Source organism: Natranaeroarchaeum sulfidigenes (genome assembly GCF_017094485.1).
GTDB classification, from domain to species: Archaea; Halobacteriota; Halobacteria; order Halobacteriales; family Natronoarchaeaceae; genus Natranaeroarchaeum; species Natranaeroarchaeum sulfidigenes.
This window is the reverse complement of record NZ_CP064786.1, coordinates 1563777-1581627: the sequence shown is the minus strand read 5'-3', so window position 1 is coordinate 1581627 and position 17851 is coordinate 1563777. Positions and strand designations below refer to the sequence as shown.

At 51.7% G+C, this 17851-nt stretch carries 9 protein-coding genes; 6 read left to right on the top strand and 3 right to left on the bottom strand.

What is annotated here, in order from left to right; translation table 11 throughout:
* Nucleotides 1-186 precede the first annotated feature (186 nt).
* Nucleotides 187-444: a DUF8139 family protein gene (locus AArcS_RS08275; protein WP_238476940.1), complete on the top strand. Its 258-nt coding sequence runs from the start codon at nt 187-189 to the stop codon at nt 442-444.
* 678 nt (nt 445-1122) lie between these two features.
* Nucleotides 1123-3609 carry an MBL fold metallo-hydrolase gene (locus AArcS_RS08270; protein ID WP_238476938.1) on the top strand — a complete coding sequence of 829 codons (2487 nt, stop codon included), beginning with the start codon at nt 1123-1125 and terminating at the stop codon, nt 3607-3609.
* 114 nt (nt 3610-3723) lie between these two features.
* On the opposite strand, the gene AArcS_RS08265 is transcribed toward AArcS_RS08270, so the two are convergent.
* The gene (locus tag AArcS_RS08265; protein ID WP_238476937.1) at nt 3724-4155 is read right to left on the bottom strand and encodes a hypothetical protein; all 432 of its coding nucleotides are present in this window, start codon (nt 4153-4155) and stop codon (nt 3724-3726) included.
* A gap of 397 nt (nt 4156-4552) precedes the next feature.
* Between AArcS_RS08265 and AArcS_RS08260 the strand changes: the two genes are divergently transcribed.
* Nucleotides 4553-6304 (top strand): hypothetical protein, encoded by a 1752-nt coding sequence (locus tag AArcS_RS08260; RefSeq protein WP_238476936.1) that lies wholly within the window; start codon nt 4553-4555, stop codon nt 6302-6304.
* A gap of 208 nt (nt 6305-6512) precedes the next feature.
* Here the strand turns inward: AArcS_RS08260 and AArcS_RS08255 are convergent, their stop codons facing one another.
* Nucleotides 6513-6737, bottom strand: a complete 225-nt coding sequence (locus AArcS_RS08255; RefSeq protein WP_238476934.1) for a hypothetical protein — start codon at nt 6735-6737, stop codon at nt 6513-6515.
* A 375-nt stretch (nt 6738-7112) separates the two neighbouring features.
* On the opposite strand from AArcS_RS08255, the gene AArcS_RS08245 reads away from it, so the two are divergent.
* A complete protein-coding gene (locus AArcS_RS08245) occupies nt 7113-11918 on the top strand; it encodes a bifunctional RecB family nuclease/DEAD/DEAH box helicase (RefSeq protein WP_238476933.1) in 4806 nt (1601 codons plus the stop codon).
* 13 nt (nt 11919-11931) lie between these two features.
* On the opposite strand, the gene AArcS_RS08240 is transcribed toward AArcS_RS08245, so the two are convergent.
* Nucleotides 11932-12426 carry a hypothetical protein gene (locus tag AArcS_RS08240; RefSeq protein ID WP_238476932.1) on the bottom strand — a complete coding sequence of 165 codons (495 nt, stop codon included), beginning with the start codon at nt 12424-12426 and terminating at the stop codon, nt 11932-11934.
* Nucleotides 12427-13046: 620 nt separating this feature from the next.
* On the opposite strand from AArcS_RS08240, the gene AArcS_RS08235 reads away from it, so the two are divergent.
* Both AArcS_RS08235 and AArcS_RS08230 read left to right on the top strand, forming a co-directional pair.
* Nucleotides 13047-14342 (top strand): metallophosphoesterase family protein, encoded by a 1296-nt coding sequence (locus AArcS_RS08235; protein ID WP_238476931.1) that lies wholly within the window; start codon nt 13047-13049, stop codon nt 14340-14342.
* Nucleotides 14339-17821 (top strand): ATP-binding protein, encoded by a 3483-nt coding sequence (locus AArcS_RS08230; RefSeq protein WP_238476930.1) that lies wholly within the window; start codon nt 14339-14341, stop codon nt 17819-17821. Before AArcS_RS08235 ends, AArcS_RS08230 begins: the two co-directional genes overlap by 4 nt.
* The last annotated feature ends 30 nt before the right edge of the window (nt 17822-17851 follow it).

The following is a 17851-nucleotide window of genomic DNA, read 5'->3' as shown; positions in this document are numbered from 1 at the left end:
CCACGCCGAAGAGCGATACGATAGAAGATTTCTGAATCGTTCGAGAACACTGTCAACGACAGAGCTACGCCATAATGGTTCCTCGGATTGGCGTTGCGATAGTGAGTGGCAGAACCCTTCGGCTGCTGTATGCTCGCTGTAAACATAGCGATGGACTGATACAGGTGGTCGTTTCAAAAGCAGTCAATGGAAGATATCCCTCAGCCTTCAAACAAACCTTATACGGTGGGCGAAAAAGTGCGGGTCTATATCGCCCCAGAAGACGCTGATCGACAGTATCATGATACAGTCTGTGAAGTCATGGCGGTACTTACAGACGACCTTGGTATAGAAACAGGCCGATCTACAGAGGCATATTCATACACTCTACGAGATATGGACTCAAAAGAAAAACTACCAATTGAGTTTCGTCACCACGATTTAGTTCCGGTTGAAGATGATTAATAAGCTGTACTGATCGAAAGATAGTCCCAGTCTATCACCTGCTAAGGACTTCAACAGAGCCATATAACCACTAATCTAGACCGAGTAATTGAGGACGGTTCTTGATAGCCCCCCTGTTGATGGCCCGCAATTATACGATTCCTCGATAAGAGAACTGGGTCCCAGAATATCTCCAGTGAAATTGATTTTGATGATTGGACGCCATTGTTACACTACCACGGCTGCATCGACGACCTCGTATGAAAGAGCGATTGTTCAAAATCTTCTCCAAATCTCCATCCACTTGTCAAACTTGAAACTACATTCCGCCAGCTTCTGTTCAAAGAAGTTCGATCTCTCTCCAGGTGTCTCCGAAAACGCGTTATGCACTTCTCTATGACAATCATGGCAGAGTGGCTCAAGCGCCCAATCTGGCACGGTCCAATCTCCCGGGAAATATGTACGATGATGAGTTTCCAACTCTGATGGTGGATATTCTTCCTCGCACTTTGCACACTCCTGTTCTTTTTCTCGGAGTTCTCGACTACGTTTCTTCCAATTCTTTCCCCTCTTCCGGACCATTACCTGTCAGTTGATAAGAAGGTATAAAAAAGGCACCCCTACTTGGATAGGTGGCAGCGTCTTGTCTTACCGATGGGAGGTGGTGTATCGAACGCTGCATTTGACAGCAGAATTACTATGTTGATGGCGGAAAGACATGGCTATGTGCGTATATCGTTCCATCATGCTAATCCAACCGCTGGGAACGAATCGTTTTTGTTGCGGTTTGAATCCAGCACTGGCGAGGCGTCTTGTATTCTAGTTGATGCCGGAAATGGTGTTGATGTCGATGCGCTTCTGCGGCCAGAGGATGATCTTGTAGGAATTTGTCTTACGCATGCTCATCTTGATCATTACAAAGAACTCGCCGCTGCACATCGGGGTGATGTTCCGATCTTTGCATCGCCGTGGACGGCGGCGATCTTGGGTGATGTTTTCGAGATCGCAACGACCGAGTATGCTGTGACCAGTTCTACGTCTGTCTCCGATGCCGTTACTCCGATTAGCGAGTGGACGGAGCTCGCTACCGGTATTGAGATTCATCCTGTTCCGGCTGGCCACGCACCCGGAGCAGTCGGATTTCTCGTTCGCGTAACAGATGGTGATCAGAGTCATCACCTATTGGCAACCGGTGACTTCACCTGTCGTAGTGCCGCTGGGTTTCCAGGGTTCGATCCACACGGGTTTGTTGATGTCGACGTCCTCTTTTTAACTGGGGCGACGAATGAACAGTTCGGAGATTCGCTTACAGAATCACTTGGAACTGCCGTAGAACATGCTCACGGTGGGTCCCAAACACTCGTCACGACCAGTGGCATTGTGGGTGTTCAGGTGGCATATCTACTGTCAGCACTCGTTGAAAAACATGATCTGCAAGTGCCGATTCGAGTTGTTGGTCACGTAGCTAAACTCTACGACGCGTTTGAGTACGACTGTCCTGGTGTCGAAGCGATTCCAAAGTTCGAACATACTGACGAGTGTCTCGAAACAGGCACGATTGTCATTGCGGGTCCAGAGGTGCCTCGTGAGCGGAGCAGCGGTCGTCTCTTCGGTGTCCTCCGCGAGGATCCAAATGCCTGTGTGGTCCAACTAATTGGTTCTGGTGAAGACCCGATTCATAATGGGCAGTGTACAGTCCATGATTATGAACTCGTGAATCATCCGTCGCTATCGACCCTCCGTGAGGTTCACGACGCGATACAACCCACTGAGACGGTAATCACTCATCGTCGCCACGGAGCGAAGGACACGTTCAATGATCTATCGAGCCCTGTTTGGGGTGCGGGCGATCGAGACGAGTATCTTCTGTTTGATGGCAACCAGTGGCAACAGCCACCCTGGATGGGCGGTGGAACAGCTGGTGAGCCGGATCAAACCATGCAACAGTTCGCAAGTGCAGAACTCATGGCCTCCTTCTCAGTTCCATCGATGGAGCGCCATGATACTCCTGATCTGGGCGCAGAGGGTATCGACGAGGAACGAATTGCAGATCTCCTCAACCAAGGACCGAAAGCTGTGGTAAGTCCTGATGTGCCGGAGAGTGTAACCGACCAACCAGACTCCAAACCAACTGACGAAACGACTGACTCACCAATCATGACTGCCAACGACACCGATCACTCTAACTCGAAAACAGAAGACGCTGAAACCGCCAATAAACAGCCAAAGGGCGGCCTTGTTCGCACAACTGGTGCCAGTGTGGGTGGTGAACTTGACCCCGCATTACAACATGCACTCGAACAGGGTGAGTTAACGAAAGAAGATCTCACTGAGATGCTCGATGCGAGCAAACACGTTGCTCAACAGAACGCGGACACGAACAGTGAGGAGACATCCGGAGAAACAAATCAAGAAAACGAACCGAAAGAAAACGCAGCAAGTGAATCGGAAACCAGCTCAAAAGAAGAAGAAGCTGAGAGTGGTGATGAACCAACCGAGCCTGAAAGCCCCTCCGACACGGGGGAAGATACCAGCTCCGACATTGCTACGGAGGAGACCGGATCAAATGAGGAATCGAAGGTAGAAGCCACCACCAATGCCGCTGATGAGGGATCAGACACGTCGAAGTCGAACGGGTCGGAATCTGATATAATGGCTGAAAATCCCCAAAGCCGGAACGAGACCGAAGACGTAACGCCAAGAGCGATGGCTGATTCCGAGACCGATTCAAATATCGTGGATGTCGATAATTCACTCACATTGGAGCTGAACCCACTCGCTGTGAAGCTCGTTGACGTAGCTAGTAGTAACTCTGCGATCGCGGACGAAGGTGACTCCGTTGACGACATAATCGTGTCTGCCACTGGCGATTATATTACGGCACTTCTTGCTGGCGAAGCCTCGGGTAACAGTGACGAGCAATTCATCGTGAATTTCGAGGCGAGCGCGTCTGTCGAAGCGGCCCTGCATTCGGTCGGCACCGATCGGCTAATCGATTCATCGTCGAGCCTCGACGGAGCGATCGGTGCAATAATCGGCGAACAACGATACCCATCAAGAGAAATTGCAAATCTCAAGCAGTACCAACAGCTGCTTGAAGCGATCGTACAAAATGAGGAGTATAGTTTTGAGGCTACTTCCGAAGTAGTCGAAGCGGCTATTGTCTGGTTCTTAGCTTCTCAATGACCTGATTCGGATAATATGCCAGCTTTGGTTCTGTTGAACTCCTCAGCAGGTGATAGCTTGAGCCCACCCAGCGAGCAGTACACATAGTATCGATAACAAACTTTGTGACCTGAATCAGCTCCGATTTTCTTTTTCATTTAAAACCATTCCAGCAAAGAAGATCGCTGGAATAGTAATCCAATCGATGAATTGGTAGGGTGAAGTAGGTAATTCGTGAGGTGGAACGCTAACCGGACCCATGGCTGTAAATACAGCATGTAATAGAGCTATAATCCAAATCAATATGATCAGTCCTGTTCGTGGGTCAATTGGTGCCTTGATATCTCCTGACCTGGCTATTTCCCAAGTAATGTAGTGGATTGCAACCACCCCGACTGCCGACATATATCGAACCAGCGGAGCAGCCGAGTACACTTCTGTTGATTGTCCCAGTCCGATTACTTCGAACATAACCGTAACCAGTGTCCAAAAAAAGATTATCCCTAGTCCGACAACCCATAGAATCATTTTCCGTCTCTTTTTTGGCATGTCAGTGATATCGACCATACGAGTTGCTTACACAATCTGCTACTATTATTCTTAGTTTTCAATATACGCAGTCCTATGTGACGGCCTTTTCAACGAGAATAGTATCTAATGAACGGGATTTCAACAGAGCCACAGCTTTGGAAAAGACCTAGCCTGTTACTGTTCAGATAAGCTTGTGCGTGACATCGGAGTTAGTTTGCGAAGGTGTTGAGTCGAGATGCGGTTATAGGATATGACTCGTTTCTGCGTAGGTTGGTTTTGAGTCGAGATGCGGTTATAGGATATGTCTCGTTTCTGCGTAGGTTGGTTTTATCGAACTGGCATAGGGTCGATGAGTTCTGATTGGGGTCTTTTTGGCCACGCTACACTCTATTTCTCCAACAGATATATACGGTCTCTGTATACTGAGATGAGTATGGCTATTGTTCACGAATACGTCCCATCTAGTTCGAAGTCAGGGCTTTATCTCCGAGACGGATACGATGGGAATATTGTAACCTATCAGGTTTCTGCGACCGCTGAACATATTCTGTATACATTGAAATATGAAGATGAGGACCAGTTACAGCAGGAGATATTTAATGTTCTCCACCGGTTAGGACTAATATATACGCATAACTCTGGGGTCACTCCGCCTGATTCTCTCCTAGATTTGAATTTGGATAGTTCAGAGGTCCAATCGATTACTGATTCGGATCGGGAGACCATGCTCTCATATCTTCTTGAGCAATCTGAACTCTCTGAAGAAGAGCATGAGGAAATTCGGATATACGCTCAAAACAAAGGAATTGATATAGAGTCGCTTCTGACTGAGGAAGCCGAAGAGGAGGAAGGACAATCAACCACTACAGATTCTACCAGCGGATCTGACTCCAATGATTCCAGACGAACATCGACGAATAAGCAAGAGGGAGCTAAAAACATCGAAAGAGTTCCGCATGTCGAGTGCGAGTACTGCGAAATTGTGATTGAGGCAACTGAATATATCACCCACGTCTGTCAAAAAAGCGGGGTACATGGTCGCATAGGCACTTACCCTGATAACTTCGCTCCCGACTCCGCATCAGTAACACAGGATGAGGGAGTTGATATAATCTATCCAGATGATTTTGATGCCGAGTACAGGTATTACCCTGTCTGCCGATGGTGTGGTACTCGTTTTCTCCGTTTGGGATCGTATGAGACGCATCTACGGAGTACTGGGCGGGAAGGTTTCGACGCTGAACTTCATAAGCGGAACCCAGATCAATATCAACGTCCAATACTGTTGCCGTTTGATGGAGACAACTGTCTTGTTCATCCGGACAGAATTTCAGAGTCTCTCTCATCAGAAGCTCAGGCCGCTATCGAAAGCGGTTATCGTAGGACATCTGTCCCCAGTAATCACCAGGATGAAGACCCGGATCGTGATACTAAATCATCGTCTGACACATCGCCAGAGAACAGATCATCCACGGATGATAAAGAAGAGACTGAGAAAACAGATTTTGAAGAGCGAATCCTTGCGTACGAGCAGAATTGGCTATTTACAGATCTGTCGAGGTTTGTTGATATTCTATCAAGAGATTATCCAGAGGAATCAGCGATCCACTCGGCGTTAGGCAGTCTTCATAACGACCTGCTTTCAATACTTGAAGAAAAAGTCAACAAGACAAAACCACTCCAGGGCTCGCTTCGAGAATATAAACGGAGTTGGGAAGCTCCAGAAGTAGGTGTGCGTGTTCCGGATACCATACTTGAAGAACACAATGCCGGGGATTATCGGGGTGAGCTCTATATTCCACCGGGGTATCCAATTCCGATCAAATCAGTACACCGGCGTCTGAGAGAAGCATTGGTCAAAGAGGATACGTCAGACATCGATACAAAAAAGTTCAGTTCAAGATTGGAGACCTCTTCTACGGATGAACAGAGTTCAGATAGTGTAACTGAAAAAGGTACAAGGGAATCAGAGCCGGCTTTAGATAATAATGACGAGGAACCAGTCCGGCAGTTAGAGGAACAGGTGCCGGCCTCAGTCATCGTGGAGGTTCTGAAAGAATATAGAAAATACGAAAAGAACAAACGCGAGGCCTCATGGTTTCACGCTAACAAGATTCTACGACAGAAGCTTGAGACCGAAACTGATATTGACATTAAAAAATTCAGAGAAGATAGTATAGACTGATAGTTTTGATAAGACGATGCTGTCCAGCTTCCTACGGCCCGCGAGTACTCTCGGAAGCCGTATTATGTGAAAGGCGGCGACAAATCGGAGCCACACGGTCCGGATGCTCGCGGTGGGGACGGGGGGACAGTGACTCTACCCCTCATAATTGTCTCGGACCCGCCAACTGAAGAGTAGCCGGCATCCGCGAGGCTGGCCACTGCACCCGTCACGCCCAAGCCCGGGATGTCATCGTCGTCGGAGGAAGTCCTCGCACCTTCCGGGTCGGAGTCGTCGAGATCGCCATCATATCCTCGGGGTCGCCATCGGAGTCATCAGAATCGCCGTCAGTATCGAGCTGATCGTCACCGGAGTCCTGATTGCCCGGGGAGACGCCGGCAGAGGTCATGTCACCGGTCCATCCCTCGTGATGGCCCAGCGTTCCCAACATCACGCGAGAGCCCTCGCTGGAGCCTCCGACCCGTGCCTCTCGCAGGTATTGACATTGACCTCGTCGTCGACAGCGTATTAGCCGTCCAAGGGACGACGTATTCACGGTCGAACGTGCCGTCGCCCTCCAATAGATTATACGCCCAAAAGCTGTCAGTATAGACGGCGAGTGCCGGGAAGCAGCCCCAGTGTTTGGCGCAGATATATTCTTTGTGGGCCACTACTCCACGCTTCCGGACTCTGTGTCCGACTCTCTGAGTTGCGGTAGATCAGGAGCGGAGCAAGACGGTGGAGATGACCCATCCGTGGTTCATCGGAGCTCTGATGGACGAACAAAGTAAGTAGGTTCAGACAGAAGTCAAGCAAGTGGTCCTAGTTCATGAGCGAGTTTGACGCCACTACTATTCCGGAATATTTGTCGCCAGCGGCTCTCGGGGAGTACATTAGCTACGGTCAGTGTGCTCGGTTCGCTAAGCATCGTATCCAAGAGGTTGAAGCAACGGACTCACACGAGGCTAATGAGTTCCGGGAAGCGTTCGAGCCGTTGAATATCCTGTTTTCGGCAGCTGGTGATGAGTTTGAGACGGATATTACCACGCGTGCTGAGCGACATACACGGGAGACAGTCGATTTGACTGATCCTGACGATGACGATGTTTTTCGAGATACCCATGCTGATGTTCTTCACCATATTCGGACTGCCGTGCAAGCTGAGGCGAGTTGGGAAGAACAACCAATCATGCTGTATCAGGCGAGTTTAGTCGGCTCGATCAACGGGCAGGGGGTTCGAGGGGATTCGGATAACATATTCATTTGGTCAACTGCCGACGGTGCGGAGGTTCGCGTCATCGATATTAAACGAACCACGGAAGAGAAAGTGTATCACCAAGTGCAAGCTGCAGCATACGCTGCGATTCTCCGTCAACTTATTGAACGCTCCTCGGATATCTCGGCTGGCGACGTGTCTCTTTCCGGGGGTGTGATTACTCAAGAGACATCGGTACTACCGCTCACTCGGGAGAGTATTCCGTCATTCGATGTGGAGCCTCGTATCGCGGATATCCATCGTCTTGTTGAATCGGGGTCCCAACTCATGACTGCTTTGAGAACCGACGAGCAGGCTGTTGATTTTCAACTTGACAATAAATGTGGGACGTGCCCGTACAATGAGGGCTGTGTGACGGAGTTATTCGAACAGGGCGATATCCGGCTTCTGGGCTTGACCGTCTCGCGGCAACAAACGCTTCGTGAGCACGGCGTTGAGACGCTCGCCGAGGTTGCCGCGCTGGGTCGGACACCCGATAACGATCAGTGGCGGCCGACAGAGTATCCGGACGTGAGTTTCCCATCAGACCAGTACAAGAAGCTTGCTCGAACGCCTGGAATCGGCGAGCTCTTGCCTCATCTCGTGTACCGGGCGGAAGCGATGCTGGATGCCTTACAGAGGCGGTCGGAGGGAATCAGTGATCGGCCGCAGAACTGGCTTCCGGGAAGTGGTCGGTGTTCACTACCAGATGATGCGCCCAGTGATGAAGCCCCTGGTACTCACGACTTTCAGCACGGGTCCATGGTTCGTGTCTATCTCAACGTGCAGTATGACCACCTTCGAGATCGGCTCGTTCAATTGAGTGCACGGGTCACAGCAACGGCGACTGATTCGCAAGCTAAACGCATTTCAGTAGTTAGTGAGGGTGCATCAGAAGATACGGAGATCGCTCATGAACAGGAAGCAACGCTGTTCAGGCGGTTTATTACGGATCTGTTCGAGGCGATTCACGCTGTTGCAGATGAGTTGTCGCTGGAATCAGCAGCCCATGATGATCCGCCAGTGCATTTTTACTTGTATACGCAGCAGGAGTACGACACGCTCATCGAGGCGTTCGATCGACATAACGAACAGTGTGTTGGTGCCCTCCGCTCGGCGCTTGAGGGGATTGATCAACCAGACGATGGAATGGTGTCGATTCTCCGGCCAGAAGTCCAGTCTCACGTTATTATGGAGACACCATCGCCGGGGCTTCTACATGCATATCAAGAACTCCATCCCGGCGGAACAAGTGGATTCAGCAAGGCTCGTGATCAGGATTCGTGGTCTTACTCACCGCCAGAGTCTGATTCGACGTACGATCTTCGTCATGTGTTTTCGCGTCGTCTGTTTGACATTGGTGCCTCTGCGTCGTATCCTGACGGTGATCCAAGCACATTGGTCAGCAACGCCAAGCAACGACTTCGAGCGCATTCCAATGATGAAGATGACGCTAATGAACTTCCAGACAGGGTCGGTGTAGACGTTCATCCTGGCGAGTCTGATCGATATAAAGGTATCAATACCCGAATGCGCCTCGGCGCTTCCATCCCCTTGGCATACCTTTGGGCAGCTGTTGGCCGGATCGATGAACAGTGGGCGACGAAAGACAGCGTCGACGAGTCAGCACTCGCGGAATTCGAATTGAATCAGTATCGGTACCGCGATAATAACCAAGATGAAGAGATCACGCTCGCTGATGTGAGAACATTGGGGAGACATTTGTGCGACGTGCTTGAGCACGTGGAACGGTCACTGCAATACAGGGATTCACTGTACACAAAGGCACCGTATCCACTTGACTCGTTGGAGACCGATACGTTTGAGTTACCGACGTTGGCTGAGGGGGCCGAGCAGTATCTTGTTGAGGAATACGAAGCCAACCGCGAGGAAAAGTATCAATTGTACCGTAACTTCCCGGTTCAACGGATCCTCTCTGGTGAGTCCATCCCTGTCTATGTGACTGATGTCGAAGAACGGAATCAAATAACGCTGGAGGTTGAAGGAGTTCTCAGATATGACGATCAAACGCTCTTTGGGGACGGCGCTGACCGTGTGAAACGGGCCTGTCGACAAAAAGGCGGGCAAGGAACTTCTAGTGGGTCTTGGATGGTTGCCAATGCGTTCCGCCCTGGACGGACCAATACGGAGACTAGCCAGCCATATAAACTGGAAAAAGGGGCTAACGCAACGGTTGAATATCTCGACACCGACAGTGACAGGATTCGGATCTCGTTACGAAACTTTTGGAATGACGGCGGGGACTTCGGCCAACGGCATGCAAAATGGACCACTGATTCCGACCGGTCGAATAGCGATGACCGCCTCTACGTAGAGTCCGGAGAGTGGCTGATTCTAGACCCGCAGACAGATGACCTGACTGCTGAACGTGTTCAGCGGGCACTGGACCACGCCGACACAAACGCACTCCACCAGCGGCTTGAAGCCATCCGTCACGGACAGCTTCACGACCCGACTACGCCGCTGTTCACTGTCGATGATACAGAGTCCGTACCGAGCGGACCGGATGGTGTGGAGGCAGTTGCTACCTGGCTGCGTGAAAATGTCGACGCAGACACGTACCCTAGTGAACAACAGCAGCGATTCATCACTGAAACAACCAGCCAGGTAGTCGCATTGCAAGGCCCACCTGGGACTGGGAAAACCGCAGCGACCATGGCACCGGCCCTGCTCGCTCGTCTGTATGGCGGAGCTCGGAATGGAGTGAGTGTTAACGGGCTCGTGACAGCGCCGTCGAACACGGCCATCGACGAAGTACTTGCAGACACTGCTGACCTGCTTGCACAAGCTGAAGAAGACGGCCCACTGAGTAGCAGTAATCTCGATATCGAACTCGTCCGGATCGGAGAGGAACCCGCAGATCCGATCGACGGTGTCACCTATGCCAATTACAATAATGATGACCACGACGAACGTGTGCGTCGGGTCATACAGCGTTTGCAGACAGCCGGGTCACCGCCGACCGAGATGTCGGAATCGGCGGCTGCAGATGCCCACCCATCTGAAACAGAGGTGGGGTTTAGCGTCGCTGGAGACGAACAATCTGCACTCTCGGCATTCAATACGGATGAACAGAAGACTGGTAGCGATGGCGAGGAAGTCAGCGAAGACGCATGGACGACTGATACGCCACTTACGCTGGTATTTGCGACGACAACTCGGTCATGGCGGTTCTTGAAAGAGCTTGCTTCAGGATCAAGTCCTGATGACCGCGCAGTGGCTGAACAGCAATTATGGCATCTCTTGGCTGTCGACGAAGCCTCTATGCTTGAACTGCCGAACTTTCTCCTTGCAGGAAGCGGGTTCCGTGAGGATGGGCAAGTTCTCGTCGGTGGGGATCATCGACAGTTGCCGCCAGTACAAAAGCGAGACTGGGATGACGTTAGGCGACGAGATATTCGGTCGACAGTCGCTCATCTGTCGACGCTCGACTACGTCCGCTTCCTCCGAGGCGATGACGTTCTCGACGAGGAGCACGAATCGTGGGTCACGTGTAAACGCGATCCGGAAGCAATGTGTTTGCCGCTGGTGCAGCTGGATACGACCTATCGTTTCGACGAGTGGACAGCACAGTTCATGCAGCAAACCATCTACGAGAAAGACGGGATTCCGTATACATCGGGACGCTCTCCTGCTCCTGTCCCCGCCGCTGAATCAGATCCCGACGCTCCGTTTGATTTACTTTTCAGCGGCGAGACGACAGTTGCCTTACTCACCTATGATGGAAAGGAGGGATACAAACAGTGGAACCCCATCGAGAGTGTATTGACGGAAGCATTGATTATGGCGACCGAGGAGACTGCTGATGTTGGGGTTGTCACCCCACATAACGCTCAGCGAGGGAGAGTACAGTCTCTATTACAGGAACGAGGGTACGCTGTTGGTGATGATGAGGCCAAAGACGGTGATGAAGAGACAGTACAGGACATCCAAGTTGAGACGGTGAATCGGTTCCAAGGAGGTGAACGCGACCTAATGGCTGTAAATGCCACCGTCTCGGATCCGAACTACATCGCTGCTGAAGAGGAGTTTCTGCTGACGGAAAACCGTATCAATGTTTCGTTCACACGCCACCGTGACCTGTTGGTAGTGCTTGCCCCCGAAGCGTTGCTTGGATACCTTCCTGACGACCCTGACCTGTACGACCAAGCCTGCCTGTGGAAAACACTGGCAATGGAACTCGGAGAATCACCAGGAAAGAATAGCACTAACCCAGACTGGGAAGGTAATCTGAAACAAGTCTTAGCTGCCGTAGACATGCAGAGTGTTGAACCAATGATTCGTCCGGAACTGGCGACAACAATCAGGCTCTATACGAACACAAGCAGAGAAATGAGTCCGGCTCCGATGCGGTTCTAGGACCGACGTTGTATCAACCGACTTCCTCAATGACAGTCGCTTCACTAAGCCCGCCGTATTGGGGTTCGTAGTATAGCGCATCGTCGGTAACCGCGACAACGCGATAGTAGCGGTGTTTCTTATTATTGTGACTTGCACCACTAACTTTGATGATATCGCCCTCGGACACTGGCGTGATATCCATATGGGTAGTGCCATCGATTTTTTGTTTTGATAGCCAGTCGCCGTCAACCCCGTATTTGTCGTGTGTGTCGGTAACGCGTAGTATCCAGGGCTTCACTGCTTTTGAATTTGCATGTGCTGAGAGCGTGACCCATGAGACGAATTGCCCGTTTACCAAATTGACTCGTTCCGCTTCAGCAAGGTCGGTGTCGTGCGCTCGACGATCGAGTTCTTCAGTAAGGTCGTCAAGTAGGCTTTCCAGTTCGCTGGCAGTGTACTCATCGAAATCGAGTGCTGTTAGTTGCGAGTCACGATTCGCCCCTGAGTGTGAAGTGTTTGACACCATATCAGGTGGACAGGATTATTTACCAGCCACTTATAAAGCCTAGCCCCGGTAGAGAGATCATTCGGCACTATTAAGCTCTAAAACCGACGATTACAGACTGGCAGTATAGTCATCCGACTCACAGTACGACCGTATTGCTCACAGCCATCTGTTTTCTTGGTATGAATTGTACGATGGGTAAGTCACGCATTTAGCAACGCTTCAATACTCGCATACGATCCTGTTGTGATCACTGCTGAAATGAAAGACGCTAAACGTACGTTATTACCCCTGTTTGCTGCTCGCTGCTTCCGAACACGGAAACGGTTTTGCGGGTAGATAGAGGGCTGTATGAGATTGGCACCTTGGAGTTGTCCCTCGATTATGCAGAAATCATTAAAATCCATGCTATTCGCACACCACCGTTTGTGAGCTAGAGACCTCAGGATCACGATGAAGCGCTCCGACTGACGTGTAAACATTTCAGCTCCCGTCGTAGAGCTTTTGATTCAGTCAACTCATCACCTCGTGGCAACGCAGGGTTGAGGCCTAGGTGCTTGCCCGACCATGCGACGGTAGAGTGTTGTCGAGCACGGGATATTGATAGGTTTTTAACGTTTTCACTACAGTACTGTTATTCAATGGAAATGGTTGAGGTTCTTTGTACCGGTGATTTGCATTTGGGTCGGCATCCGACACGGATTCCTGATCGGTTGGATGGACCGTCGATGTCTCCTCGGTCTGTGTGGCAGGATGTTGTTCGGGAGGCTATCGATCGAAAGGTAGACGCCGTGGTGCTTACTGGAGATGTTGCTGACCGTGAGAATCGGTATTTTGAGGCCTATGGAGCGTTCGAGGCTGGTGTCATTGATTTGGATGATGCCGGGATTCCGGTGGTTGCCGTTGCAGGGAATCACGATTCTGAATTTCTACCTCGGATGATTGATGATATCGATGTGGATAGTCTCCATCTGTTGGGGAAAGGAGGTACGTGGGAGCGGTGGACACTCCAGAAAGGCGGAGCTGCTGCGGTGCATTTTGACGGCTGGTCATTTGATCGTCCACACATTTCTTCGTCACCGATGGATGGTTATGATCTTCCAGAGGCACCAGATGTGCCTCAGGTAGGGGTTCTTCATGCGGATCTCAATTCTCCACGAAGTGAGTATGCGCCGGTGACTTCGTCGGAGTTGAAAGACGTTCCTGTGTCGGGCTGGCTGTTGGGGCATATTCATGTTCCCGGCGTTCGTATTGAGTCGGATCCGTTAACGCTGTATCCCGGGTCGCCGCAAGCTTTGGATCCGGGCGAGCAAGGGGTGCATGGACCGTGGCTTGTGAGTGTTTCTTCTGATAAAATCGACGCAGAGCAACTCCCGCTTGGAACAGTCTGTTATGACGAAATTCAGGTGGATGTGACAGATGCCGAGGATCTGCAGGCAGTCGGGTCGAAGATATCAACGGCACTGCAAAAGCATGTGCAAGAGGACTTGGAAACGCGGAAGTTGGCCGCGTTTCTGCCTCGTGTTCGGCTCACGGGACGCACGCCCGCACACACGGAACTCGTTGAAGAGAGTCAGACACTCGTAGAGCAACTTGCGACCAAACAGGGGTCAGTTAATATCCAGATAGAATCGATCACGGTTGACACGCACCCAGATATTGATCTCGAAGCAGTAGCGGACGGGGAGGGACCAGTTTCATATTTAGCGGACCTACTGATTGCTCTGGAAAACGGGGGATCAGATGGGCAGTATAATCAAGCGGTTGATGAGGCTCATGAAGCGATGCAGCGGGCACATAGTGCTAGTGCGTATGATTTACTGCGGCGTGAGGCGGATGTTGGGCAGCCTAGGCGGGAGGATGCGGTAAAGGCCGTTGAGCAGGAGGCACGCGTGTTACTTGATACGCTTCTCCAACAGAAGGAAGACCAGTTATGACAGCAGAAAACGAACCTGTTACAGTTGAGCAGTTGGATATTGTCCGTGCTCCCGGGTTTGAGACTGGAGGGTTCGAAATTGACGGGTGCTGTCCAGGGATTAATCTTGTTCATGGGCCGAATGGAGCTGGGAAGACGACGACAGCGAACTCGATTATGCGGGTGCTGTGGCCAGATGTAGTGAGTAATGGCGAGAAGCTCGTTGGGCAACTTTCACTGAACGGGGAGCAATGGCGTGTTGACGTATCGAATACTCGTGCTGAGTATCAGCGTAATGGGCAGGAAGCATCAGCGCCGAACCTGCCTCCGGTTGATCAGCGAGATCGGTATCTGTTGTCACTACATGATTTGCTCCAGCGAGATACACGAAATGAGAGTTTTGCTGAGACGATCGAGCGAGAATCAGCTGGCGGGTATGATCTGTCTGCGGCGCATGATGAGTTAGGCTACGGGGAGTCACCGATCACGCGGCGAAAAGGTGTTTATCAAGATGCACAAGACGCGGTTGAGACGTGGCGAGACGAGCGTACCGATGCCAAAGGGTTGGAAGAGGAACGGAGTCGGCTGACGAAGCTTCGAAGCGAGTTGGAGGAAGCAAAACAGGCGCGGGATCAAAAAGAAGTCCTTGCCCAGGCGATCACGTACCGGGAAGCAAAATCGGACCACCAAGATGCGAAGGAAGAGCTAGGTGAGTTCCCGGGCGTGCTGGAACAGGTCGGTGGGGATGAACTGTCTCAGGTTGAAGAACTTGACGAGCAGATCGATGAGTGGGAAATTGAGAAGCAGGAGTCTGAGGCCAAACAGGAGGATGCTGAAGCGACTCTTGAAGCAACGGCGCTCCCCGAAGACGGGGTCTCTGAGGGAGTCATTGCGCGTCTGAAAAGGCGGCGAGATACGTTGGAAGAGGCCGAGTCTAGAAAAGATGAGGTTGAGGAAGCGTTAGAGGGGGCGAAGGCGGAACGACAAAGTGCTCGTGAGGGGATTCCGCTCGAAATCGACCACGATGCGTTAGTCGATCTGCAGCCAGGAACGTGGAAGGACGTGTCTGAGTTCGCTCGCACGGCCGAGCAAGTGCAGGCAGAACGGCAACGACGGGAAACGATCGAGCAGTGGGCGGATACCGAAGAACCGCCAGAGGCCGATCTTCGATCATTGGAACGCGGGAGCAAAGCGTTGGAAGAGTGGTTAATGGCGGGACAAAACGTGGAGGTGGCGAGTGGTGGTGAGGCTGCGTTCCGCATCGGGGCTGTCTCAGCTGGGGTCGTGTCGTTAGCCGGTGTCGCACTTGGAGTCCTCGTAAATCCGCTTCTGTTCAGTGTCGTTCTCGTCGGGGTGGCACTGTTCGTCTACGGATATCGGCAACAGGGAGATACAGAAACCTCTGGGAGTGGGCGAGAACCTCATCGTGAGTCGTTCAAACAGACTGGAGTCGAATCGCCTGCGTCATGGACTGAAAATGAGGTGCGGGACCGGTTGGTGGAGATTTACGACGAGATAGCGGAACACAAGGTGGTTGAAGAGCGACAACAGAAACGAGACGCACTGGTTGCCGAGCAAGATATTGACAGCAAGCAAGAGGCATTAGCGGCAAAGCGCGAAGACCTGCGGGAGGAGATCGGGGCTGCTCCCGAGACGACGGATATTGAACTGGCGGTTATCGTCCGGCGAGTGCTTGACTGGCAGGAAGTCAATGATGAAGTCGTTCGCTTGGAGGCGGAACTTGACCGTGTGCAGGAGAATCTGGAGGAAGGACGAGAGACGATCCAGAGTGAACTAGGCGAGTACGGGTCTGACGAGGTGAATGATTCAGCGACTGCGACTGAACGAATCCGGGAGTTAGAACGGCGGCAATCTGATTACGAGACTGCGACGCGGGAGTTGACTGATGCGAAGGAAACCATCGAGAAGGCAACGGGGAAGCTCACAAAGCTACAGGACGAACAGGAGGAGATCTTCACGACGTTAGATTTGGATCCTGGTGATCGGGACGCGTTAGAAGCGCTTTGCGAGCAAGTTGAGGAATATGGGGATGCGAAAAGCGAGGTAGAGCAGACTGCAGCGATTGTTGAGCAGGAAGAAGAAGAGCTTGAGACGCTGCCAGCGTTTAAGCCGGAACTCAAAGAGGAGGAGCTGCCAGCATTGAAACAGGAGTTGCGCCAAGCGAAGGAAACCGCGGAACGCTACGATAGCATTCAGGAACAAATCTCGGGGATCGAGGCGAAGATTAAGGAGGCCAAGTCCGGGTCCGAGGTTGAAGAGGCGATTACTGAGAAGGAACGTGCGCTGACAGCGCTAGGAGAACAGCTTGATGACGATTACTCTGCGATGGTCGGCGATGTACTGGTTGAGCACATCCAAGAGAAAACGGTTGAAGCGAGTCGCCCGTCGGTGTTCCAGCGGGCTAATGAATTGTTAGCCACGATTACGCATGGTCGATACGAGCTAATGCTCGCGGAGGGCGAGCAGACGTTCCGTGCTTACGATACAGCGAAACAGAAGGGGTTCGCTCTTGAGAAGTTGTCGAGCGGGACGCGCGTCCAAGTGTTGCTGGCTGTCCGGTTAGCTTTTGTAGAGCAGCAAGAGCAGGGTGCTAAGCTGCCTATCCTTCTTGACGAGACACTGGCGAATACGGATGATTTGCGTGCGGAAGTGATCATTGAGTCGCTTATTGAGTTGGCGAAAGAGGGCAGACAGATCTTCTACTTCACTGCCCAAGGTGATGAGGTGGCGAAATGGCGTGTAGCGCTAGAAGAGACATCTGATGTGGAGTGGACGACGATCGATCTGGCTGAAGTGCAAGATTTGAGTGAATCAGTTCAGGTTCCGACAGTCGACAGCATTGAGAGTCTTACTCCGAGCCCGGCCGAGCCGGATGCGGACGATCACGAGTCTTACGGCGATGTGCTTGGCGTGGAGCCATTCAATCCGTACGATGGGGCTGGGACGGCCCACCTGTGGTACGTAGTGGAGGACATCGAGGTGCTGTATGACCTCCTGGAACTCGGGATTGAACGAGTTGGGCAATTGCAGAACCTGCTTGAGCGAGACCGATCTGGCTTCGTGCCGGCAGAGCCTAAGACACTCGATGAAGTTCAGCAGAATATCGCAGCGCTTGAAGAGTTTGCTCAGGCGTGGCAGATCGGTCGAGGCGATCCAGTCGATCGATCTGTACTCGAAGTCGCTGACGGAGTAAGTGATACGTACATCGAGCGTGTTTCAGAGCTCGCTGAAGAACTCGGTGGTGATGCGGAACAACTCGTCGAGGCGTTGTATTCAGGTGACGTAGATCGGTTCCGGCGTAACAAAGCTGAAGAGCTTGAGGACTACTTACAGGCTCACGGGTATATTGTTTCGAGGGAACCGTTAGCAGACGACGATATCCGTATCCGCATGATCGAGCGGTTGGTGGAAGCGGGTGTTGACCGAGATGACGCAGCTGGAAGAGCTGCCGAGTTGCTCGAAAGAGTGACAGAAAAATAGAACGCATCTGAAGGAGTGCAGCACCAACTT